This window comes from Caulobacter sp. GSs2 (genome assembly GCF_058680895.1).
In genome coordinates, this window is the sequence record NZ_CM178725.1 from 948,566 (window position 1) to 969,736 (window position 21,171).

At 67.4% G+C, this 21,171-nt stretch carries 20 protein-coding genes and 1 other RNA gene; 15 read left to right on the forward strand and 6 right to left on the reverse strand.

What is annotated here, in order from left to right; genetic code table 11:
- Positions 1-8 precede the first annotated feature (8 nt).
- Entirely contained in the window at positions 9-2,183 is a 2,175-nt protein-coding gene (locus ACW17Z_RS04670) for a copper-transporting P-type ATPase (RefSeq protein WP_492057752.1), read from the reverse strand.
- 197 nt (positions 2,184-2,380) lie between these two features.
- Here ACW17Z_RS04670 and ACW17Z_RS04675 point away from each other — a divergent pair, with 197 nt between their 5' ends.
- On the forward strand, positions 2,381-3,286 hold the full coding sequence (locus ACW17Z_RS04675) for an SDR family NAD(P)-dependent oxidoreductase (protein ID WP_419317618.1): 906 nt from the start codon (positions 2,381-2,383) through the stop codon (positions 3,284-3,286).
- A gap of 231 nt (positions 3,287-3,517) precedes the next feature.
- On the forward strand, positions 3,518-4,807 hold the full coding sequence (locus tag ACW17Z_RS04680) for an outer membrane protein transport protein (RefSeq protein WP_492057753.1): 1,290 nt from the start codon (positions 3,518-3,520) through the stop codon (positions 4,805-4,807).
- A 91-nt stretch (positions 4,808-4,898) separates the two neighbouring features.
- Here the strand turns inward: ACW17Z_RS04680 and ACW17Z_RS04685 are convergent, their stop codons facing one another.
- The gene (locus tag ACW17Z_RS04685) at positions 4,899-6,011 is read right to left on the reverse strand and encodes an Mrp/NBP35 family ATP-binding protein (RefSeq protein WP_492057754.1); all 1,113 of its coding nucleotides are present in this window, start codon (positions 6,009-6,011) and stop codon (positions 4,899-4,901) included.
- 105 nt (positions 6,012-6,116) lie between these two features.
- Between ACW17Z_RS04685 and hflK the strand changes: the two genes are divergently transcribed.
- From hflK to ACW17Z_RS04700, 3 genes are read left to right on the forward strand one after another with little or no spacing between them, the layout of a single operon-like run.
- Positions 6,117-7,205 carry an FtsH protease activity modulator HflK gene (hflK, locus tag ACW17Z_RS04690; RefSeq protein ID WP_492057755.1) on the forward strand — a complete coding sequence of 363 codons (1,089 nt, stop codon included), beginning with the start codon at positions 6,117-6,119 and terminating at the stop codon, positions 7,203-7,205.
- Positions 7,202-8,053: a protease modulator HflC gene (gene hflC, locus ACW17Z_RS04695; protein ID WP_419254815.1), complete on the forward strand. Its 852-nt coding sequence runs from the start codon at positions 7,202-7,204 to the stop codon at positions 8,051-8,053. Before hflK ends, hflC begins: the two co-directional genes overlap by 4 nt.
- 51 nt (positions 8,054-8,104) lie before the next feature.
- Positions 8,105-9,142: a purine nucleoside permease gene (locus ACW17Z_RS04700; RefSeq protein WP_492057756.1), complete on the forward strand. Its 1,038-nt coding sequence runs from the start codon at positions 8,105-8,107 to the stop codon at positions 9,140-9,142.
- Between the two features lie 63 nt (positions 9,143-9,205).
- On the opposite strand, the gene ACW17Z_RS04705 is transcribed toward ACW17Z_RS04700, so the two are convergent.
- Together ACW17Z_RS04705 and serB are read right to left on the reverse strand one after the other, a co-directional pair.
- A complete protein-coding gene (locus tag ACW17Z_RS04705; RefSeq protein WP_492057757.1) occupies positions 9,206-9,871 on the reverse strand; it encodes an HAD family hydrolase in 666 nt (221 codons plus the stop codon).
- Positions 9,868-10,746: a phosphoserine phosphatase SerB gene (gene serB / locus ACW17Z_RS04710; RefSeq protein ID WP_492057758.1), complete on the reverse strand. Its 879-nt coding sequence runs from the start codon at positions 10,744-10,746 to the stop codon at positions 9,868-9,870. Before serB ends, ACW17Z_RS04705 begins: the two co-directional genes overlap by 4 nt.
- Here serB and miaA point away from each other — a divergent pair.
- The 4 genes from miaA (at position 10,727) to ilvN (ending at position 14,776) form a co-directional block, all read left to right on the forward strand.
- On the forward strand, positions 10,727-11,611 hold the full coding sequence (gene miaA, locus ACW17Z_RS04715; protein WP_492058485.1) for a tRNA (adenosine(37)-N6)-dimethylallyltransferase MiaA: 885 nt from the start codon (positions 10,727-10,729) through the stop codon (positions 11,609-11,611). The two genes, serB and miaA, sit on opposite strands and share 20 nt — an antisense overlap.
- Before the next feature lie 31 nt (positions 11,612-11,642).
- On the forward strand, positions 11,643-12,128 hold the full coding sequence (locus ACW17Z_RS04720) for a CinA family protein (RefSeq protein WP_419317631.1): 486 nt from the start codon (positions 11,643-11,645) through the stop codon (positions 12,126-12,128).
- 243 nt (positions 12,129-12,371) lie between these two features.
- Positions 12,372-14,177, forward strand: coding sequence for an acetolactate synthase 3 large subunit (locus tag ACW17Z_RS04725; protein ID WP_492057759.1), 1,806 nt, complete (start codon positions 12,372-12,374; stop codon positions 14,175-14,177).
- A gap of 44 nt (positions 14,178-14,221) precedes the next feature.
- Positions 14,222-14,776 carry an acetolactate synthase small subunit gene (gene ilvN / locus ACW17Z_RS04730; protein ID WP_419317633.1) on the forward strand — a complete coding sequence of 185 codons (555 nt, stop codon included), beginning with the start codon at positions 14,222-14,224 and terminating at the stop codon, positions 14,774-14,776.
- Positions 14,777-14,877: 101 nt separating this feature from the next.
- Here ilvN and ACW17Z_RS04735 read toward each other — a convergent pair whose 3' ends face one another.
- Positions 14,878-15,540: an aquaporin gene (locus ACW17Z_RS04735; protein WP_492057760.1), complete on the reverse strand. Its 663-nt coding sequence runs from the start codon at positions 15,538-15,540 to the stop codon at positions 14,878-14,880.
- A gap of 135 nt (positions 15,541-15,675) precedes the next feature.
- Here ACW17Z_RS04735 and ssrA point away from each other — a divergent pair.
- From ssrA to ACW17Z_RS04765, 6 genes are all read left to right on the forward strand, one after another.
- Positions 15,676-16,041, forward strand: a transfer-messenger RNA (tmRNA) gene (ssrA, locus tag ACW17Z_RS04740).
- Between the two features lie 301 nt (positions 16,042-16,342).
- On the forward strand, positions 16,343-16,825 hold the full coding sequence (locus ACW17Z_RS04745; protein WP_419317635.1) for an SspB family protein: 483 nt from the start codon (positions 16,343-16,345) through the stop codon (positions 16,823-16,825).
- A 3-nt stretch (positions 16,826-16,828) separates the two neighbouring features.
- Complete coding sequence (locus ACW17Z_RS04750) at positions 16,829-17,299, forward strand: PaaI family thioesterase (protein ID WP_419317636.1); 471 nt, start codon at positions 16,829-16,831, stop codon at positions 17,297-17,299.
- Between the two features lie 9 nt (positions 17,300-17,308).
- Positions 17,309-18,079, forward strand: a complete 771-nt coding sequence (locus ACW17Z_RS04755; RefSeq protein ID WP_492057761.1) for a C13 family peptidase — start codon at positions 17,309-17,311, stop codon at positions 18,077-18,079.
- 102 nt (positions 18,080-18,181) lie between these two features.
- Complete coding sequence (locus ACW17Z_RS04760; protein WP_492057762.1) at positions 18,182-20,305, forward strand: serine hydrolase domain-containing protein; 2,124 nt, start codon at positions 18,182-18,184, stop codon at positions 20,303-20,305.
- A gap of 66 nt (positions 20,306-20,371) precedes the next feature.
- A complete protein-coding gene (locus ACW17Z_RS04765; RefSeq protein ID WP_419317639.1) occupies positions 20,372-20,758 on the forward strand; it encodes a hypothetical protein in 387 nt (128 codons plus the stop codon).
- On the opposite strand, the gene ACW17Z_RS04770 is transcribed toward ACW17Z_RS04765, so the two are convergent.
- Positions 20,726-21,112, reverse strand: a complete 387-nt coding sequence (locus ACW17Z_RS04770) for a RusA family crossover junction endodeoxyribonuclease (RefSeq protein ID WP_419317640.1) — start codon at positions 21,110-21,112, stop codon at positions 20,726-20,728. The genes ACW17Z_RS04765 and ACW17Z_RS04770 overlap by 33 nt on opposite strands.
- Positions 21,113-21,171 lie beyond the last annotated feature (59 nt).

Here is a 21,171-nt window from a genome sequence, read left to right on the forward strand (position 1 = left end):
GTTGCGGCTCAGGCCTTCCAGGTCCTCAGCCGCAGGGCGTTGCCGATCACGCTGACGGAGCTGAGCGCCATGGCCAGGGCGGCCAGCTGCGGCGTCAGAGTCAGGCCGAAGGCGGGATACAGCGCCCCGGCCGCGATCGGCACGCCGGCGGCGTTGTAGGCGAAGGCGAAGGTCAGGTTCTGGCGGATATTGCGCATCACCGCCCGCGACAGCGAGCGGGCCCGGACCACGCCCATCAGGTCGCCGTTCAACAGGGTGACGCCGGCCGCCTCCATCGCCACATCGGCGCCGCCGCCCATGGCGATGCCGACATCAGCCGCCGCCAGGGCCGGGGCGTCATTGACCCCGTCCCCCGCCATGGCCACCGAAGCCCCCTCGGCTTTCAGCCGTTCGACGACATGGGCCTTGCGGTCGGGAAGCACCCCGGCCTCCACCTCATCGATGCCCAGAGCGCGAGCCACGGCCATGGCGGTGACCTCATTGTCACCGGTCATCATCAGCACGCGAACGCCCTGGTCCTTCAGCGCCTTGATCGCGCTGCGGCTGGACGGACGGATGGGGTCCTTGATCGCCAGCAGCCCGGCGGCCGCGCCGTCCAGCGCCACGAAGACCACCGTCGCCCCCTCGCCTCTCAGCGCCTCGGCGCCCTTGGCCAGATCGGTGACCGCGATCGCCAGATCGGACATGTAAGGCTCGGCCCCGATCGCCACGCGGCGGCCCTCGATCAGACCGGTCACGCCGCGTCCCACGGGCGAGTCGAACCCGGCGACCTCGGCCAGGGCCAGCTTGCGCGCCTCGGCGGCCTCGACGATCGCCTTGCCCAGCGGATGCTCGCTGCCGCGTTCCAGGCTGGCGGCCAGGCGAAGGAGCTCGTCCTCCTCCAGTCCGACGGTCTGGATGGCGGTCAGGACAGGACGGCCCTCGGTGAGGGTGCCGGTCTTGTCGACGACCAGCACGTCGATGCGCTCCAGACGTTCCAGCGCCTGGGCGTCCTTCAGAAGGATGCCGGCCTGGGCGCCGCGCCCGACCCCGACCATGATCGACATCGGCGTCGCCAGTCCCAGGGCGCAGGGACAGGCGATGATCAGCACGCCGACGGCGGCGACCAGGGCGTTGGCGAGACGCGGCTCGGGACCGACCAGCGCCCAGGCCGCGAAGGCCAGGACGGCAGCGGCGAGCACAAGGGGTACGAACCAGGCCGCGACCCGATCGGCCAGCCGCTGGATCGGCGCACGCGACCGCTGGGCCTGGGCGACCATGGCCACGATCCGCGACAGCAGGGTGTCGCGCCCGACGCGCTGGGCCTGCATGACAAAGCCCCCGCTCTTGTTGATCGCCCCGCCGACCAGCAGCGAGCCTGGCGCCTTGAGGACCGGCATCGACTCGCCGGTGACCATGGCCTCGTCGACATGACCGCGACCTTCCAGCACCACGCCGTCGACGGGAATCGTCTCGCCCGGCCTGACCCGCAGCCGGTCGCCCACCAGAATGGCGTCGATGCCGACCTCGGCGTCCTGGCCGTCGGCGCCGATGCGCCGGGCCGTGCGCGGGGCCAGATCCAGCAGGGCGCGGATGGCGCCCCCGGTGCGCTCGCGCGCCCGCAGTTCCAGCACCTGGCCCAGCAGGACCAGGACGGTGATCACCGCCGCGGCCTCGAAATAGACCGGCGCCTGTCCGTGATGACCCTTGAAGCTGGCGGGCAGCAGGTCCGGCGCCAGGGTCGCGACCAGCGAATAGAGATAGGCCGCGCCGGTCCCCAGGGCGATCAGGGTGAACATGTTGAGGCTGCGCGCCAGGATCGACGCCCAGCCACGCTGGAAGAACGGCCAGCCCGTCCACAGCACAACCGGCGAAGCCAGGGCCAGCTGGATGAAGGCGTTGGCGCGGTCCCCCCAGGGCGGCATCAGGCCAAACAGGTGCGCGCCCATGTCCAGCACGAAGACCGGCAGGGTGAGGACCAGAGCGATCCAGAACCGCCGGGTCATGTCTGTCAGCTCGGGATTGGGGCCATCGTCAAGCTGCGGCGCCTCGGGCTCTAGCGCCATGCCGCAGATCGGACAGACACCGGGCCCCACCGTCCGAACCCTGGGATGCATCGGACAGGTGTAGAAAGATCCAATCGCGGCGGGTCCCGGCGCCGCGCCTTTGGGAGCGTGGGCAGGGTGTAGCGGATGGTCAGGCATAGCGAGGTTCTCCTGGCGTCCGGCCTTCGCCATATGCCTCTGCGGCCCATGACACTGTGATCAGGATCAAGGCTCGGACACGGAACGCCTGAGCGGCGCAAAACGTCTGGGCCGCGCGGCGCCGGCGCCCTTGACGCCTCCCCTCCCGCGCCGCACAAACGCGCCAAACCAAACACGCGTTTGAGGGAGACTAGGGCATGTCGGACATCCGTTTTGACGGCAAGGTAGCGATCGTTACGGGCGCAGGTGGCGGCCTTGGCCGACAGCACGCTCTGGAACTGGCCCGTCGCGGCGCCAAGGTGGTGGTCAACGATCTGGGCGGCAGCGTCGACGGTTCGGGCGGCTCGTCAGACGCCGCCCTGAAGGTCGTGGAAGAGATCAAGGCCGCCGGCGGCGAAGCCATCGCCCACGGCGCCTCGGTGACCGACGACGCCGGCGTCGCCGACCTGGTCAAGACCACCATGGACACCTGGGGCCGCATCGACATCCTGATCGCCAATGCCGGCATCCTGCGCGACAAGACCCTGAGCAAGATGGAGCTGGCCGACTTCGAGGCGGTCATGCAGGTCCACGTCTGGGGCACCTTCAAGCCGATCAAGGCGGTCTGGGACATCATGAAGGCCCAGAACTACGGCCGCATCGTCGTGACGACCTCGTCGTCGGGCATGTACGGCAATTTCGGCCAGTCCAATTACGGCGCGGCCAAGATGGCGGTGCTGGGCCTGATGAACACCCTCAAGCTCGAGGGTCAAAAGAACAACGTCCACATCAACGCCATCAGCCCGGTCGCCGCCACCCGCATGACCGAGGGCCTGATGCCGCCCGAAGTGCTGGCCAAGCTGGCGCCTGAGGCGGTCACGCCAGGCGTGATGTATCTGGTCTCCGACGAAGCCCCGACCGGCGCGATCCTGACCGCCGGCGCCGGCGCCTTCGCCCTGACGCGCCTCTATGAGACCGAAGGCGTCTATCTCAGCGACGGCGAACTGTCGGCCGAGGGCATCCGCGACCATTGGGGCCAGATCACCGCCGAAGACGGCCAAAAGGCCTATTTCAACGGCGGCGAGCAAGGTCAGAAGTTCTTCCGCAAAATGGCGGGCGGCTGACAATAGTCTTGTAGTGAAAGCGACCCCTTTGGGGCCGCATTTGCGCCATTACTGACATAACAGCGGTTGAAACGGGGCCTTCGCGGCCCCGTTTCTTTGACTGGATGTATAAAATTCGCCCCACAACTGAGAAATAGCGACGGTTTCTGACTCAATCCGGTAGACGCGGCGCTCCTCCAGCGCCGCAAGACGCTTGGGGACTTCTCCTCCCCAAGAAGGTCTCGTCAGTTCATGACTTTTTCGCGTAACCGCCTCGCCGTCGGCGTGGCTTTTGGCGTGCTCGTCGCCGCCTCCCAGGCCTCCGCTTCGGCCTTCTATCTGCAGGAACAATCGGTGCGCGGCGCGGGCCGGGCCTATTCGGGCGAGGTCGCTGATCACGGCGCATCCAGCCTGTGGTGGAACCCCGCCGCGATCGCCGGCCTGGAGGCCCATGAGGTCTATGGCGGTCTGCACGTCATCCAGGTCGATTCCGACGTCAACAACAACGGCTCAACCATCACCCGCCCCGTGCCGGTGACGACGGCGATCGGCGGCGACAGCCGCGTCTCCAAGCCGATCAAGAGCGGCGTCGTGCCCAACTTCGCCAGCGCCTGGCGGATCAATGAGCACCTGACCCTGGGCCTGTCGCTCGCTGCGCCCTACAATTTCACCACCGAATATGGTCCGCGCAGCTGGACCCGCTATGACGCGCTCAAGTCGCGCCTGACCACGGCCGACCTCCAGGGCACGGTGGCCTGGCGCGTCAATGACAAGCTGGACCTCGGCGTCGGCGTCAGCGCCGTCCATGCCGACGCGGAACTGACCAACGCCCTGCCCAACATCTCGCCGCTGCAGGCCGATGGCCTGCAGTCACTCAAGGGCGACGGCTGGACCTATGGCTGGACCGTGGGCGCGCAATATCGGCCCACCCCGGCCCTGACCCTGGGCGCCAGCTACCGCGCCAAGGTCGAGCAGACCCTGAAGGGCGAGGTCGCCGTCTCGGGCCTGCTGGCGCCCATCCCGGCGTCCAGCAACTTCAAGACCGCCGGCGAGGCCCAGATCACCACCCCCTGGATGGCCATCATCGGCGCGCGCTGGGCGGTCAATGACCGCGTCACCCTGAACGGTTCGGTCAGCCGCATCGGCTGGAGCCAGTTCGACGCCATCCGCGTCAAGTATGCGACCTCAGGCTCGACCAGCGTCCAGGACTACAAGGATGTCACCACCGCCGCTGTCGGCGTCGACTATCAGGTCAGCCCGCGCCTGACCTTGCGGGCCGGCGTGCAGTACGATCCGACTCCGACCCCGGACATCGGCCGCACGGCCCGCGTGCCGGACGGCAACCGCATGATGTACGCGGCCGGCGCCACCTGGGCGGCCAAGCCGAACCTGAAGCTCGACGCGGCCCTCAGCTACATCGGCTTCGAAGACACGAAGATCAATCGAACCGACGTGACGGCGACCAGCTCGACCGTCAACCTGCGCGGCGACGTGACGGGGTCCGCCGTCGTGATGTCGACGGGCGCGCGTTTCAGCTTCTAGGGCTGACGTGAACTAGACAGGAACAGGCCGTCCGGGCCGTGCTCGGACGGCTTTTCTGGCCCCTATGCGCCTGTACGGGCGTCAGGCAATGCTAGTTCCTGACAATGCCCCACAACGCCTTCGCGGCCCCGACAAACGCCCGGGCCGCCGCACTGTCGGGCTTGCCCAGCACCACGGGGACGCCGTGATCGCCGCCTTCGCGGACGGCCAGTTCGATCGGAACCTCCGCCAGCACCGGCACGCCCAGCACCCTGGCCTCGGCCACGCCGCCGCCGGAACCGAAGATCGGGATCGGGGCGCCTGTCGAAGGGTCGGCGAAGAAGGCCATGTTCTCGATCAGGCCCAGGATCCGGGTCGCGGTCTTGCCGAACATGATCGCGGCGCGGCGCGCGTCGATCAGGGCGATCTCCTGCGGCGTGGTGACCAGCACGGCGCCGTCGATACGCAGTTTCTGCACGAGGGTCAGCTGCACGTCGCCGGTGCCCGGCGGCAGGTCGACGACCAGAATATCCAGCGGCGCGGCTTCCGAGCCCCAGGCAACCTCGTGGATCATCTGGCGGACGGCCGAAGAGGCCATGGGACCGCGCCAGATCATCGCCTTGTCTTCATCGACCATGAAGCCGATCGACATGATCTTGATCCCGTGGGCCTCCAGGGGCTGAAGTTTGCCGTCCTCGAAGCTGGGTTCGCCATTGACGCCCATCATGCGCGGCCCGGACGGGCCGTAGATGTCGGCGTCCAGCAGGCCGACCTTCAGGCCCATGGCGTGGAAAGCGCAGGCCAGGTTGGTGGCGACCGTGGACTTGCCCACCCCGCCCTTGCCGGAGGCCACGGCGATCACGTGCTTCACATGGGCGGGCTTTTCGGCTTCCGGCGGCGGGACCATGCGGGCCTTCGGATCCTCGGACACCTTGGCGCCCTTGCGCACCCGGGTGGCGCCCTCGGCGGCCTGGGCGGTCAGCACCACCTGGGCGACATCGACCCCCGGCAGGTCGGCGAGGGCCTTCTCGGCGGCCTCGCGGACAGGCGCATAGGCGGCCGTCTTGGCGACCGGGACTTCCAGCATGAAACCGGCGCGACCATTGCGGACCACCAGGCCCTGCACCAGTCCGGCAGCCACAAGTCCCTGCCCGGTCAACGGATCGACGATGAGATCCAGGGCCGCGCGGGCCTCGTCGAGGGTGGTTGAAGCGGCGCCGGTCACGTCTATGTCTTGCCTTGTGGGGTGGGGGTCCTCATATCCGCGTGTGGGGAACGATTTACAATCCCCGCTGAAAAATCAAAATCCGACGGGAAGACAACGCCGCCCATGCCTTGGAACGACAATGCCGGCCCTGGTCCCTGGGGTTCTCCGCCGCCGAATGGCGACAAGGACAACACGCCGCGCCCTGGTCCGCGCCGCCCATCGGGCGGACCTCGCGATCCCCAGACCCCGATCGACCTGAACCAGGTGATCGAAGATCTGACCGCGCGCCTGCGCGGCTACTTTCAGGGTCCTGACCGGCCCCGCGCCATCGCCACGGCGGCCGGCGCCGTCGTCGCCCTGTGGGCAGTGACGGGCGTCTATGTCGTCCAGCCCAACCAGCAGGGCGTCGTCAGCACCTTCGGCGCCTTCTCGCGTGTCGCCAATCCGGGCCTGCGCTATCACCTGCCCTTCCCGGTCGAGAGCGTCGAAAAGGTCTCGGTCAGCGAGATCCGCACGACCGACATCGGCGCCACCGGCACGGACGGTGGCGAAGAGCGCCTGATGCTGACCAGCGACGAGAACATCGTCGACCTGGCCTTCTCGGTGCAGTGGCGGGTGTCTGACGCCCCCAGGTACCTGTTCAATGTCCGCGATCCCGAGAGCGTGATCCGCGCCGTCGGCGAGAGCGCCATGCGCGAGGTGGTCGGCAAGACCGCCCTGACCCCCATCCTGACCACCGGCCGCGGCCAGCTTCAGCTGGAGGCCGAGGTCCTGATGCAGCAGATCCTGGACCGCTATGACGCCGGGGTCTTCGTCGAAAGCGTGCAGATCCAGACGGCCACCCCGCCGCCGCCGGTCATCGACGCCTTCCGCGACGTGCAGCGCGCCAGCCAGAACGCCCAGTCCGCCGCCAACGTGGCGCGCGGCCGTAGCGCCGAGATCGTCCAGCAGGCCAAGGGCTATCGCGAGCAGGTCGTGCGCGAAGCGGCCGGTGAAGCCGCCCGCTTCAACCAGATCTATGACCAGTACAAGCTGGCCCCGGCCGTGACGCGCGAGCGCCTCTATCTTGAGACCATGCAGCGCGTGCTGGCCAATTCGAACAAGGTCATCATCGACAGCAAGGGCGCCAGCGCCCCGGTGATCCTGCCGCCCGACGCGTTCCGCCCGCGGACCGCCACCGTGGTCAAGTCCATCGACGGAGCCGCCCAATGATCCGTCCGCAAAACCGTCTCACCGCCCTCGGCGCCGCCGCCGGCGCCCTGCTCGTCCTGCTGGGTTCGACCGTCTATCAGGTCGATCAGCGCCATCAGGCCCTGGTCATCCGCTTCGGCGACCCGATCCGCGTGGTCCGCACGCCGGGCCTGCACCTGAAGGCGCCGTTCCTGGATCGTGTGGTCAAGTTCGACAACCGCAACATCGCCCTGAACGCCGACCAGGAAGAAGTGATCGCCGCCGACCAGGAGCGCCTGGTGGTCGACGCCTTCGTCCGCTACCGGATCAGCGACCCGCGCCAGTTCTACAAGACCCTGGGCGATGAGACCAAAGCCAAGGATCGGCTGGAGCGCATCGTCAACGCCTCGCTGCGCCAGACCATCGGCCGGGCCAATTCCGAGGAAGTGATCGCCGGCAAGCGCGCCGTGGTCATGGCCGCCATCCGCGACGAGGTCGGCCGCCAGGTGAAGGCTTCCGATCTTGGCGTCCAGATCATCGACGTGCGCATCCGCCGCGCCGACCTGCCCGAAGCCAACCAGAAGGCCGTGTTCGAGCGCATGCAGACCGCCCGCCAGCAGGAGGCCGCCCAGCTGCGCGCCATCGGCGAGCAGCAGAAGCGCGAGATCGTGGCCACCGCCACCGAGGAAGGCGAAAAGATCCGGGGTGAGGGCGACGCCCGCCGCGCCGAACTGTTCGCGTCCAGCTTCGGCCGGGACCCCAACTTCGCGGCCTTCTATCGCTCGATGCAGGCCTATGAGGCGTCGCTTGGTCAGGGAGACGCCACCCTGGTGCTTTCCCCCGACAGCGCCTTCTTCAAGTACTTCCAGCGCGGACCGCAAGCGCAGTAAGAACCGGGGCCGCGAGATTCTCTCGCGGCCCTTTTTCTTTCGAGGAAGACCATGCGTCGTCTCGCGGTTCTCGCCTGTCTTTTCGCCTGCCTGACTTCAGCGCCCGCTCTCGCCGCGCCGCTTGAGGTGCGGGTGGTAGTGGTGACCGCCTTCGAGATCGGCGAGGACACCGGCGACAAGGCCGGCGAGTTCCAGGCCTGGGCCCAGGTCATGCCCCAGAAGATCCCGTTCAAGACCGGCTTCCGCGACCTGCGCTATGATCCGGCCCGCAAGGTGCTGCTGCTCTCGACCAGCATGGGCACCAACCGCGCGGCGATCTCGACCCTGGCGCTGGGCCTTGATCCGCGCTTCGACCTCTCCAAAAGCTACTGGCTGATCGCGGCCATCGCCGGGGTCAATCCCAACCAGGGCTCGGTCGGCTCGGCCGCCTGGATCGGCGCGGTGATCGACAGCGACTTTGGCTACATGATCGACCCGCGCGAGACGCCCAAGGCCTGGTCGATCGGCCAGATCCCCCTCCATCGCAAGGCGCCCTATGAAGGGCCGCCGCCGGCGAACAGCGAAAACCTGTTCCCGCTGAACCTGACCCTGCGCGACTGGGCCTTCGACCTGACGCGCGACGCGGCCATTGCCGACAACGACGCCCTCAAGGCCCTGCGCGCGCCCTATGCGGGCCTGCCCAAGGCCCAGACGCCGCCGATGGTGCTGAAGGGTGACGAGGTCAGCGGCCAGGCCTTCTGGCACGGCGAGATCCTCAACCGTCACTACGAGGCCTGGGCCAATTACTGGACCGGCGACCAGGACGGCTTCGTGATGACCGGCATGGAGGACACCGGCGTCCTGGCCGCCGTCGACGCCCTGGGCCGCGCGGGCCGCGCCGACCCCCGACGCGTGCTGGTTCTGCGCACGGCCAGCAATTACACCACCCAGCCCCCCGGCGGCGATGCGGCGACCAACCTGCTGGGCGAGCAGACCGGCGTTCCGGCCCTGCAATCCTCGCTCGACGCGGCCTTCAAGGTCGGCGGCGTGGTGGTGGATGAGCTGTCGAAGAACTGGCCGCGCTACGCCGACGCGGTTCCGGGGCGCTGAAGACTGTCATCCCGGCCAAGCGCAGCGCAGACCCGGGATGACGAGCTTTTGGTATCCTGGCGCTCAGGCCGAGGCCTTCAGCAGGTCCAGCACCACGTGCAGGCTGTCGGCGATGTGGACGCACTTGTCGTGCATCTCCTCGTTGGGATCGAGGATGTCGGGCACCATCACCGTCATCATGCCGGCCGCATGGGCGGCGCGGACGCCGGGATGGGAATCCTCCAGCGCCAGGCAGTGGGCGGGATCGACGCCAAGCCGGCGGGCGGCTTCCAGATAGGGATCGGGGTGCGGCTTGTGGCGCACGACGTCGGCGTTGGCGACCACCGCGTTGAACCGGCTCAGCAGGTCAAAGCGCCCCAGATACTTCTCGACCGACACCATGCCGTTGGACGTGGCGATGGCGCAGGGCAGGCCCAGGTCATCCAGATGGTCGAGGATCTCGATCACCCCGGCCTTCAGCTTGGTTTCGGCTTCCAGCAGGTCCTCGACGTCGCTCCAGACGCGCTCGAAATAGGCCTGGATCGGAAAATCCTCACCATAGAGTTCGCGCAGCAGGATGGCGCTCTCGGGATTGGTCTTGCCCACCATCGACGCATAGATCTCGCCGGTGAAGGTCACGCCGAACACCGAGCCGGCCTCGATCATGGCGGCGCGATAGACGATCTCGGTGTCCAGCAGCAGCCCGTCCATGTCGAAGATCACCGCCTCGACGCGGCGCGGGAAGCTCATGCGGCGAACTCTGAAGTCTTGTAGCCCTGGAAGTAGAGCAAGGCGGTGAGGTCGGCATGATCGACCTTGGCGTGGGCCTGGGCCGCCACGATCGGCTTGGCGCGATAGGCGACCCCAAGGCCGGCGGCCTCGATCATTGCCAGGTCATTGGCGCCGTCGCCGACGGCCAGCGCGTCGGCGGAGGTCAGACCCAGCGCCGTCGTCTCCTCGATCAGGGCGGCCAGCTTGGCCTCCTTGCCCAGGATCGGATCGCCCACCTGGCCGGTCAGCTTGCCGCCTTCTTCGATCAGGGTGTTGGCGCGGTTCAGGTGGAAGCCCGCCGCCTGCGCCACGCGGGTGGTGAAGAAGGTGAAGCCGCCCGAGACCAGGGCGCAGCGCGCGCCGTGGGCCGCCATGGTCCTGACCAGGGTCTCGGCCCCGGGATTGAGCCGCACGCGATCATCATAGCAGGACTGCAGGGCGTCGACCGACAGGCCGGTCAGCATGCCGACCCGCTCGCGCAGCGCGCCCTCGAAGGCCAACTCGCCGCGCATGGCCCGTTCGGTGATCTCCGAGACCTGGGCCTTCACCCCGGCGAAGTCGGCCAGCTCGTCCAGGCACTCAACATTGATGATGGTCGAGTCCATGTCGGCGATCAGCAGGCGCTTGCGGCGGTTCTCGACCGGCTGGATCGCGAAATCGACCGGCAGGTCGGCGAGCAGCGCCTGGAGCGGCGCGACGGCGGCGCCATCAAGCAAGAAGTCGGCGGCCAGCGCTCCCAGAGGCGCAGGACGGCTGGACAGCGCCGCCTCGACGCGCGACACGGCTTGAGCGTAAGCGGCGGGATCAGCGCCCACCACGGTGAGGACAGTCGGGATCATGGAGAGCTTGGACATTGCGCCTCGCATCTGGCTGATCGCCGGCCCGACCGCAAGCGGCAAGTCGGCCTACGCCCTGCGTCTGGCCCAGGAAATCGGCGGCGAGATCGTCAATGCCGACTCCATGCAGATCTATGCCGACCTGCGCGTCCTGACCGCCGGCCCCTCGCCCGACGAGATGGCGGCTGTCCCGCATCACCTGTTCGGCACGGTTGACGCCGCTGAAACCTGGTCGGTCGGCAAGTGGCTGGAAGCGGCCATGGTCGCCCTGCGCGACATCGACCATCGCGGCAAGCCGGTCGTTGTGGTCGGCGGCACCGGCCTCTATTTCCGCGCCCTGACCCATGGCCTTGCCGACGTGCCGGCGGTGTCGGAGACCCAGCGCGAGATTTCCGGCTTGCTCTACGCCGCCCAGGGCGAACATGAGTTTCGCGAAGACCTCGCCAAGCTCGATCCCGAGGCCGCCGCCCGCATCGAGATCGGCGACCGCCAGCGCCTGCTGCGCGCCCACGCCGTCGCCGTGGCCACAGGCCGATCCTTGACCGCCTGGCAGAACGACACCCGCCCCTCGCTGGCGCCGGGCAGCTGGAAGGGTCTGGTCCTGGATCCGCCGCGCGCCGACCTCTATGCCCGCTGCGACGCCCGCCTTGGCGTGATGGTGCAGAACGGCGCCCTGGAGGAAGTGGCGGCCATGGAAGCCCGCGGCCTCAGCCCCGCCCTGCCCGCCCTCAAGGCCCTGGGCTACCGCGAACTGGCGGCCCACCTGCGCGGCGAGACCACCCTGGACCAGGCCCTCGACGCCGCCCGCCAGGAAACCCGCCGCTACGCCAAGCGTCAGCTGACCTGGTTCAGGAACCAGACGCCGGATTGGGAGCGGGTTTGACCCGCTTTCGTCCGATCACAAGGAAGCCATGATGTCCGACCTCAACGCCCTCGCCGAACGCGTCGCAGAGCGCCTGACCGCGCGCGGCGAGACCCTCGCCATCGCCGAGTCCTCTTCGGGCGGCCTGATCTCGGCGGCCCTGCTGGCTGTGCCGGGCGCTTCGAAGTTTTATGTCGGCGGGGCGGTCGTCTACACGGCGCGGGCCCGGCTGACCCTGATGGACATCCCGCAAAAGGCCATGGACGGCCTGCGCTCGGCCAGCGAACCCTATGCCGTGATGCTGGCCCGGGTGGCGCGCAAGAACCTGAAGGCGACCTGGGGCCTGTCGGAAACCGGCGCAGCCGGGCCGGACGGCAACCGCTATGGCGACCTTCCCGGCCACACCTGCACGGCCGTGGTCGGCGAAGAGGTGTCGGTCAGCGCCACTCTGGAAACCGGCGTCAACGACCGTCCCGCCAACATGCAGGCCTTCGCGGTCGCCGCGCTGACGCTGCTGCTCGACACTCTGGACGGGTGAATTGGGACAATAAGGCACATCCATGCCTTCAAACCCGCCTTGACGCCCCCTTTCGCGCATGGCATCACCCTTTCCGTAGCTTTGGAGCAAGACTCGTGCGCAAAACCATGATCGTACTTATGGAGCGGCTGTCCGCGATGTGACCTTGAAGTCACGTCGTAGTTCAGTCGCGCGCGCAAAGGTCCTTCGGGACCTTTTTTCTTTTCAGCCTCCCCCTTTCCCGCCCCCCTACGGACCGCCACCATGACCGCCCACCAGACCATCGAGAGCCAGGCTCCCAGCGAAACCATCGACCGCGCCATGACCGGCGCCGAGATCGTGGTTCGCGGCCTCGTGGACCAGGGCGTCGAAGTGCTGTTCGGCTATCCGGGCGGGGCCGTGCTGCCGATCTATGACGCGCTGTTCCACGAGCCGCGCCTGCAGCACATCCTGGTTCGCCATGAACAGGGCGCGACCCATGCCGCCGAAGGCTATGCGCGCAGCTCGGGCAAGCCGGGCGTGGTCCTGGTCACCTCGGGTCCGGGCGCGACCAACGCCATCACCGGCATCATGGACGCCCTGATGGACTCCATCCCGATGATCGTCATCACCGGCCAGGTGCCCACCCACCTGATCGGCACCGACGCCTTCCAGGAAGCCGACACGGTCGGCATGACCCGCTCGTGCACCAAGCACAACTATCTGGTCAAAGACGTCCGCGACCTGCCGCAGATCATCCATGAGGCCTTCAAGATCGCCACCACCGGCCGTCCCGGCCCGGTGCTGATCGACATCCCCAAGGACGTCCAGTTCGCCAAGGGCGAATATTACGGCCCGACCGAAGTGCGCTCGACCCACGCCTACAGCCCCAAGACCAAGGGCGAAGCGGGCCGCATCGCCGAAGCCGCAAAACTGATCGCCCAGGCCCGCCGGCCGATCTTCTACACCGGCGGCGGCGTCATCAACGCCGGCCCCAGGGCCAGCGCGCTGCTGCGCGAGTTTCAGGCCCTGACCGGCGCGCCGGTCACCTCGACCCTGATGGGCCTGGGCGCCTTCCCGGCCGCCGATCCGGCCTGGCTGGGCATGCTGGGCATGCACGGCACCTTCGAAGCCAACAACGCCATGCACGATTGCGACGTGATGATCTGCGTCGGCGCCCGCTTCGACGACCGCGTCACCGGCCGACTGGACGCCTTCTCGCCGGGCAGCAAGAAGATCCACATCGATATCGACCCTTCGTCGATCAACAAGAACGTCCGCGTCGACCTGCCGATCATCGGTGACGCCGCCAGCATCCTGGAAGACCTGATCGCGGCGTGGAAGGCGGCTGGCCACCAGCCCAACAAGCCTGCGCTGGGCGACTGGTGGGCCCAGATCGATGCGTGGCGCGCTCGCCAGTGCCTGAAGTACCGCGGCTCGGAAACCACCATCAAGCCGCAGTACGCCATCGAGCGCCTCTACGAGCTGACCAAGGGCCGCGACACCTACATCACCACCGAGGTCGGCCAGCACCAGATGTGGGCCGCGCAGTTCTATCGCTTCGAGGAGCCCAATCGCTGGATGACCTCCGGCGGCCTGGGCACCATGGGCTATGGCCTGCCCGCCGCCGTCGGCGTGCAGATGGCCCACCCCGGCAGCCTGGTCATCGACATCGCCGGCGAAGCCTCGATCCAGATGTGCATCCAGGAACTGTCGACGGCGATCCAGTTCAACCTGCCGGTCAAGATCTTCATCATCAACAATGAGTGGATGGGCATGGTCCGCCAGTGGCAGCAGCTGCTGCACGGCGAGCGCTACAGCCACTCCTATTCCGACAGCCTGCCCGACTTCGTGAAACTGGCCGAGGCCTATGGCGCGGTCGGCATCCGTTGCAGCGACCCCGCCGAGCTGGACGAAAAGATCCTGGAGATGATCAACAGCGACAAGGTCGTGGTCTTCGACTGCCGCGTCGAGAAGCACGAGAACTGTCTGCCGATGATCCCCTCGGGCAAGGCCCACAACGAGATGATCATGGGCGACGTCGAGGACATCGGCAACGTCATCGGCGAGGCTGGGGCGGGGCTGGTTTAGGCCGCCCCTCGCCCTTCGGTTCCTCTTTGCTTAGAAACGATCCCATGCCCAACGCTCCCGCCGCCTCCGGATCCGCTTACGACATGCCCACTGCAGCCCAGGCCGAGCAGACGGCGACCTTCGCCCTGCTGGTGGATAACGAGCCGGGCGTGCTGCACCGCGTGGTCGGACTGTTCGCCGCGCGCGGCTACAATATTGAAAGCCTGACGGTCGCCGAGACCGATCACAAGGCCCACACCAGCCGCATCACCGTGGTGACCCGCGGCACGCGCCACACCCTGGACCAGATCGAAGCCCAGCTTCACAAGGTGGTCAATGTCCGCCGCGTCCACGACGTGACCCGCGACCCCAATGGCGTTGAGCGCGAGCTGGCCCTGGTGAAGGTGCGCGGCTCGGGCGCCGACCGGGTCGAGGCCCTGCGCATCGCCGACATCTTCCGCGCCAAGCCGGTGGACACCACCCTGGAGAGCTTCGTGTTCGAGATTTCGGGCGCCCCGTCCAAGATCGACAAGTTCCTGGACCTGATGCGTCCGCTGGGCCTGGTGGAGCTTTCCCGCACCGGGGTGCTGTCGATCGAGCGCGGCTTCGAAGGGATGTAGTGGAGTGCGGCGATAAGCCTGACCGGTATGAACGCGGGTCTGGCCCTCGATCCGGCTGTGGGACGAGGCGCCGGCGGCGATCCCGCTGACGCCCCAGCCGGTCACCCCACCTTCAGGACGTTGAAGCGGTAAAGCAACGCGCCCAACACCGCCCCGATCGCCGGGGCCACGAAGAACAGCCACAGCTGAGCCAGAGCCTGGCCGCCGACCAGCACTGCCGGTCCAAAGCTACGAGCCGGATTGACCGACACGCCCGTGATCTGGATGCCGACGATGTGGATCACTGCCAGGGCGATGCCGATGCCCAGGCCGGCGAAGCCCGGCGCGGCGTTGGCGCCCGTCGCGCCCAGGATGACGATCACGAAGATGGCGGTCATCACCACCTCGAAGATGAAGGCCGCCTGCAGCGAGTATTCGCCCAGATAGCCCGGACCCCAGCCGTTCTGGCCCAGCCCCTTGGCGACACCGCCGGCGATGCAGTACAGGACGGCGGCGCCCGCCGCCCCGCCCGCGAACTGGGCGACCCAGTAGCGCAGCATCTCCACCAGGCTCATGCGGCCGGCGACGAAGACTGCCAGACTGACGGCCGGATTGACGTGGCAACCCGACACCGGACCGATGCCATAGGCCAGGGCGATGATCGCGAAACCGAAAGCCAGGGCGATACCCAGCTGACCGACATGGTCCCCACCCAGTACAGCCGCGCCGCATCCAAATAGAACCAGGGTGAAAGTACCGATGAACTCGGCAACAATTTTTGACATTTCGACTCCTCCCACATCGTTGTGTTGAACAGGACCATGCAGGATTTCATCGTCTATTGGAATGCCGGCCATTTTACCTTGGCTTCGGGGCCCCTGCCCGCAACCGGCTCGGCATCGGCGAAGAACAACCCGACGAGCCTTCCATCCCGGGCGCGAACCCCCTATATTGGAGTTGTCCGGTCTCGGCCGGACTATGGGGATAAACGCGCACGTAATAAGCGGACTGGACCCGGGTGCGATTCCCGGCGGCTCCACCAATCTCTCCCGAGTTATCACGGGACTGCATGGGGCCGATCAGCATCGACAGACGTGTAAAGGTGTAATGCTTTCTCTCGGCGTGGCTCACCGTATCGGGCCGCTAAACTAACTGCGAACGATAACTTCGCTGAAGAGTTCGCTATCGCCGCGTAATGCGGTGCTAGTGAATTCGCGCCTTAAGTCCTAGGGGTTCAGATCCTTAGGCGGGGCCCGGAGGGAGCCTGCCAACAGAATCCCTCCACTTTCCAAAAGTGGTAGCCGAGGCTCCCTCCTCTCTTTGCGAGGGGAATGCGGGAGCCTGCCAACAGAATCCCTCCACTTTCAAAAGTGGTAGCCGAGGCTCCCTCCTCTCTTTGCGAGAAGGAATGCGGGAGCCTGCCAACAGAATCCCTCCACTTTCCAGACGTGGAGGCGCGACAGAAGCGCGCGACTTAACCATCCTTGAAATTTGTGGTCCCTCAGAGGGTTCCCGCACCTTTGCCGCGAGGGCGTGACGCGCTAGGCTGAGACTCTTTATCAGTTCCCCAGTTTCTTGACGGACCGCATGGCCCCCACCAACCCGCCTGAAGACCTTATGCAATACGAGGCCATGGCCCAGGACGCCCTGCGCGGCGTCGTGAAGGCGGCCCTGCGCAAGGCGGCTGCCCCTGGGGGTCTGCCCGAACCGCACCACCTCTACATCACGTTCAAGACCCAGGCGGCCGGCGTGTCGGGTCCGCAGGACCTGCTGGGCAAGTATCCTGACGAGATGACCATCATCCTGCAGCACCAGTACTGGGACCTGGCGCCGGGCGAGACCTTCTTCTCGGTCACCCTGAAGTTCGGCGGTCAGCCCAAGCGCCTGTCGGTGCCCTATGCGGCCGTGACCCGCTTCTACGATCCGTCGGTGCAGTTCGCCCTGCAGTTCGAGGCCCCCGAGGTGGTTCCGCCAGAACCTACCGTCGAGCCGGAGCCGGAAGCGCCCACCGAAGGCGGCGGCGATGACGCGCCCAAGATCATCTCCCTCGACCAGTTCCGGAAGAAGTAGCGGGTGAGCGACGTCGCGGCGGACGAACCCCAGGTTCTGACCGACGAGGCGATCCTCGAACGCTTCCGCGCGTCCAAGAACGCGCCCTCGGGCTCGCGCACCCTGGGCTTCCAGCTGCTGGCCGTGCGCCAGGCCGACCGAGAGGTCGAGGTGGGGTTCGAAGCCCGCGCCGACCTGTTGTGCAACCCGATGGGCCAGATCCAGGGCGGCTATGTCTGCGCCATGCTGGACGAGTGCATGTCGGTGGCCGGCATGATCAGTTCGGGCATGACCCATGTGGTGCCGACGCTGGAGATGAAGACCAGCTTCCTGCGTCCCGCCCTCCCCGGCGCTCTGCGCGGGGTGGGGCGCGTGGTCAAGTGGGGCAAGACCGTCTGTTTCACCGAGGGCGAGCTCTATGACGGCGAAGGCCGGCTGCTGGCCAAGGCGTCCGGCACGGCCATCCCGACGCCGTTCGCTCGGTTCAAGAAATAGGGGCGGGCGATGCGGAACGTGGCGGGCATTATTGTCGGCGTTCTCCTTCTCAGCCTGACGTCGTTCGCCCGGGCCGAGGCCCCGTTCTACCGCTGGTCGGCCGTGGTCGTGGCCGGCGACTGGCGCGCCCATTCTGGCGGCTCCACCGAGGCCTTCGACAATGCCCGGCGGGATGTCGCCCTGACGCTCACCGACCTCGGCTTTGATCCCGCTGCGGTGCGGCAGTTCTCGACGCGCCCCCACCGCTATCCCGCCATCGCACCGGGCCCTTCGGACGCGCGCTCGATCCACGCCAGCCTCAAGCAGAGCGCTCAGAGCGCCAGGGCCGGCTGCCTGTTCTACATCAGCTCGCACGGCAGCCCCGACGGCGCCCTGCTGGGCGATGTTATCCTGCCGCCGCAGCTTTTGGCGGCCATGATCGAGGACGCCTGCCCCGAGCGCCCCAGCGTCGTGGTGATCTCGGCCTGCTTCTCGGGCGTGTTCATTCCGGCGCTGAAGAAGCCCGACCGCATGATCCTGACCGCCGCCCGCCGCGACCGCGCCTCGTTCGGTTGCGGCGAGAGTGACAAGTATCCGTTCTTTGACGACTGCTTTCTGTCGTCCGCGCGCCAAGCCAGGGACTTCGTCGCCCTGGGTTCAGCGGTGAAGACCTGCGTGGAGCGCAAGGAGGTCGAGGTCGGAGCCGAGCCCGCTTCCGAACCCCAGGTCTGGATCGGCCCGGCCCTGCGCCCGTTCCTGCCGCTCTATGCGTTCGCAAGGGCCAAACCGGCGGCGCCGTGAGAGCGTCCCCAGCAATAGACGCCAATAGAGCACGCCGCCCTTTGAACGCGGTGCGAGGCGCCCTAGAAGTCAGCTGAAGTCATTCAGCCTGAGGGGTCGGCCTTGACGTCGCGCTTTTCGTCCAGAGCCGCTCTCATCGCGGTCATGATCGGTTTCCTGGCGTCGGCGAGTTTCGCCCAGGCCCAGGATGTTGCACCGGCGCCGCCGTCCGAACCCGCCGCGACCTTGGCCGTCGAGGGCCCCAGGCCCTATGCCAGCCAGCAACGCCGCGCCCGGCCGCGCCCCGTTTCGCCCCGGCGGGCCGAAGCCGCGCCGGTGATCGCACCGTCCGCGCCCACCGCTCGGCCCGTCGCCGGCGTCACCCCCCTGCCGGCGGCCGAACTTGAGGCCTTTGTGGACGGCCTGATCCGCCGCAGCATGATCGAGGACCATATCGCCGGCGTGACCATCGCCGTCGTCCAGAACGGCCAGGTCGTGCTGAAGAAGGGCTATGGCGTCGCCAGCCTCAAGGAACGGCGCGCCGTCCATCCCGACAAGACCCTGTTCCGCATCGCCTCGATCTCCAAGACGTTCACCTGGATCGCCCTGATGAACGAGATCGAGGCCGGTCGCATGCGGCTGGACGGCCCGGTCAATCTCTACCTGCCCGAACCGCTGCAGGTGCGTGGCAAGGACAAGGCCCCGGTTCTGCTTCGCCACCTGATGACCCACACGCCCGGGTTCGAGGATCGCGCCCTGGGCCAGCTGTTCGAGCAGGACTGGAAGCGCGTGCGGCCCCTGAACGAGTATCTGCGCCAGGAGCGCCCGCGTCGTGTGCGAGAGCCGGGCGCCCTGCCGGCCTATTCCAACTATGGCGTGGCCCTAGCCGGCGCGGCCGTGGCCAATGTCACCGGCAAGCCCTTCGAGCAACTGGTGGCCGAAGAGATCATCTTCCCGGCCGGCATGACCCACACCACCTTCCGTGACGCCCGCCCGTGGCGCGACGACCTGCCCGCGCCGATGACCGCGGCCCTGGCCGCCGAGCGCTCGGCGGGCTTCCGCTGGACCCAACTGGGCTGGCGAGAGCAGCCGCCGGAATTGACCGGCCAGGTCGCCCCCGCCGGCGGCGGCTCGTCAACCGCAGCGGACATGAGCCGCTATATGATGCTGCTGCTGGGCAACGGAACGCTCGACGGCAAGACCATCTATTCCCCGCGCACCGCCCAGACCTTCCGCACACTCATGTACCAGCCCGCTCCGGAAGCGGCCGGCTGGAATGCTGGGTTTCAGGACATCGCCTTGCCCGGCGGCCGGCGTGGCTATGGTCACAACGGGGCGACCCTGTGGTTCTTCTCCAACATGGTCGTGGTCCCTGACCTTGGCCTGGGCGTGTTCATCGCCGTGAACACGGATACGGGCGCCGAGCTGCCGTCGGTCGTGCCGACCGCGATCATCGAGCGATTCTACGCGCCGCCGCCCGCCGTGCCGACCCTGCGCCCCCTCAGCCCGGACGCGGCCCGGATCTACGAAGGCGACTATCTGGGCACACGTCGCGCCTATGGCGGACTTGAAGGCTTCATCGGCCGCATCACTCAGCGGGCCGAAGTGCGGGTCACCCCGGACGGACAGCTCGCCGTGCTCAGCGACGGCCGCTCAACGCTGTGGAACGCCACCGAAAAGCCTGGCGTGTTCCAGGCCAGCGACAGCGCCAAGACCCTCGTCTTCGAAACCGTCGGTGGGCGCGGGAGCCGGTTCTACCCGTCTCCCGGCTTCTCGGCCTTCGAGCGGATCACCTTTCCCATGGGCGCGGGTTTGCTGATCTGGATCGTCGCGCTCTCGGCGTTCGCCGCCATCGCCACCCTGGCGGGCGTGTTCATGCGCGACCGTCGCGAGACTCGCCAGACCCCGACCCAGACCCGGGCCAACCTGCTCCAGACCACCCAGGCAACCCTGTGGCTGATCGCCCTGAGTTGCGTGGGGGTGTTCGCCGCCAATTCGGGCGACATCGCCTGGGTGTTCTATGGCTGGCCCAGCGGATGGCTGGTGACCGCCTCAGCGTGTACGCTGGTCGCCAGTGTCCTGACCGTCGTCACCCTGGTCATGGCCCCCGTGGTCTGGCGCGGCGGACGCCGGGTCGATAGCTGGACCACCCTGCGCAAACTGGCCTTCACCTACACAGCCCTGCTCTATGCGGTGCTCGGCGTACTGCTGATGCTCTGGAACTTCCTGCTGCCTGTGAAGGGCTGATTCCGGGTCTGAACCGGCGCTGAAATTGCACCGTTCTCCCACAGCACAGCCTTGGGAGGGGAAGACGTGTCAAAGCAGGACGGTTTGGTGTTTGGCGGCGCGGGCCTGGGGGCCTGGCTGGCGGCGACGGCGTTCTACGCCGCTTTCGGCGCGGGGGTTCTAGAGAGCGCCTTCTGGTTCTATGCGATCAACGCCTTCGCGGCGGCGGCCTTCGTGACCTTCGTGTTCCATGCCGCAGCGCGCCTGCGTCACATCAAGCGCGGCAAGCGCATGCTGCCGATGCTGACCTTCGCCGCGCCGGGCCTGATGGCCAGCGCCGTGGTGATCGGCCAGTTCGAGGCGTTGATGCCTGCCGCCGACCCGGTCAGCCTGGGCCGCTATGGCGCCTTCCTGATGGTGCTGTTCACGGCCCTGGCCGCTTCAGCCTTCGAGCGTGCGCCGCAAAAGGCCTGACGCGCGCTTGCGCACCAGGATGATGATCCGCTCGCGATCCCCCGGCCGGCGCTCGACCAGCAGCCGGCCGACCTGGGCGTCGTCGTGGAAGGCATAGCCCTTGATCGAATCCAGCAGGGCCTTGGCCAGGTTGTCCAGATCCATCCACGGCGGCTCGCCGACATATTCCATGAAGATATCGACCTCGAACTCGCCCCAGGCCGGCCGCGCGCCGCGCCAGACCTTGCGGAAGAACTCGTAGATCAGCGGCTTGTAGTACTTGCCCTGGGTGGTGAGGCCATCGACCTCAAGGGTCAGTTCGCCATCCGCCTCGCGGGCGCGCACCTTGCCGTGTTGGGTCCAACCTTCATTCATCCGCGCCTCATAAGGCCTTCCGGCTTTGCAGTCTCCCTCGCCATTGGCTAAACCCGCGC

Excerpts from the sequence above, each read along its gene's own strand:
- ACW17Z_RS04670 (WP_492057752.1), bottom strand. The coding sequence starts at position 2,183 with ATGCCTGACCATCCGCTACACCCTGCCCACGCTCCCAAAGGCGCGGCG.
- ACW17Z_RS04675 (WP_419317618.1), top strand. The coding sequence starts at position 2,381 with ATGTCGGACATCCGTTTTGACGGCAAGGTAGCGATCGTTACGGGCGCA.
- ACW17Z_RS04680 (WP_492057753.1), top strand. The coding sequence starts at position 3,518 with ATGACTTTTTCGCGTAACCGCCTCGCCGTCGGCGTGGCTTTTGGCGTG.
- hflK (WP_492057755.1), top strand. The coding sequence starts at position 6,117 with ATGCCTTGGAACGACAATGCCGGCCCTGGTCCCTGGGGTTCTCCGCCG.
- hflC (WP_419254815.1), top strand. The coding sequence starts at position 7,202 with ATGATCCGTCCGCAAAACCGTCTCACCGCCCTCGGCGCCGCCGCCGGC.
- ACW17Z_RS04700 (WP_492057756.1), top strand. The coding sequence starts at position 8,105 with ATGCGTCGTCTCGCGGTTCTCGCCTGTCTTTTCGCCTGCCTGACTTCA.
- ACW17Z_RS04705 (WP_492057757.1), bottom strand. The coding sequence starts at position 9,871 with ATGAGCTTCCCGCGCCGCGTCGAGGCGGTGATCTTCGACATGGACGGG.
- serB (WP_492057758.1), bottom strand. The coding sequence starts at position 10,746 with ATGTCCAAGCTCTCCATGATCCCGACTGTCCTCACCGTGGTGGGCGCT.
- ACW17Z_RS04720 (WP_419317631.1), top strand. The coding sequence starts at position 11,643 with ATGTCCGACCTCAACGCCCTCGCCGAACGCGTCGCAGAGCGCCTGACC.
- ACW17Z_RS04725 (WP_492057759.1), top strand. The coding sequence starts at position 12,372 with ATGACCGCCCACCAGACCATCGAGAGCCAGGCTCCCAGCGAAACCATC.
- ilvN (WP_419317633.1), top strand. The coding sequence starts at position 14,222 with ATGCCCAACGCTCCCGCCGCCTCCGGATCCGCTTACGACATGCCCACT.
- ACW17Z_RS04735 (WP_492057760.1), bottom strand. The coding sequence starts at position 15,540 with ATGTCAAAAATTGTTGCCGAGTTCATCGGTACTTTCACCCTGGTTCTA.
- ACW17Z_RS04745 (WP_419317635.1), top strand. The coding sequence starts at position 16,343 with ATGGCCCCCACCAACCCGCCTGAAGACCTTATGCAATACGAGGCCATG.
- ACW17Z_RS04755 (WP_492057761.1), top strand. The coding sequence starts at position 17,309 with ATGCGGAACGTGGCGGGCATTATTGTCGGCGTTCTCCTTCTCAGCCTG.
- ACW17Z_RS04770 (WP_419317640.1), bottom strand. The coding sequence starts at position 21,112 with ATGAATGAAGGTTGGACCCAACACGGCAAGGTGCGCGCCCGCGAGGCG.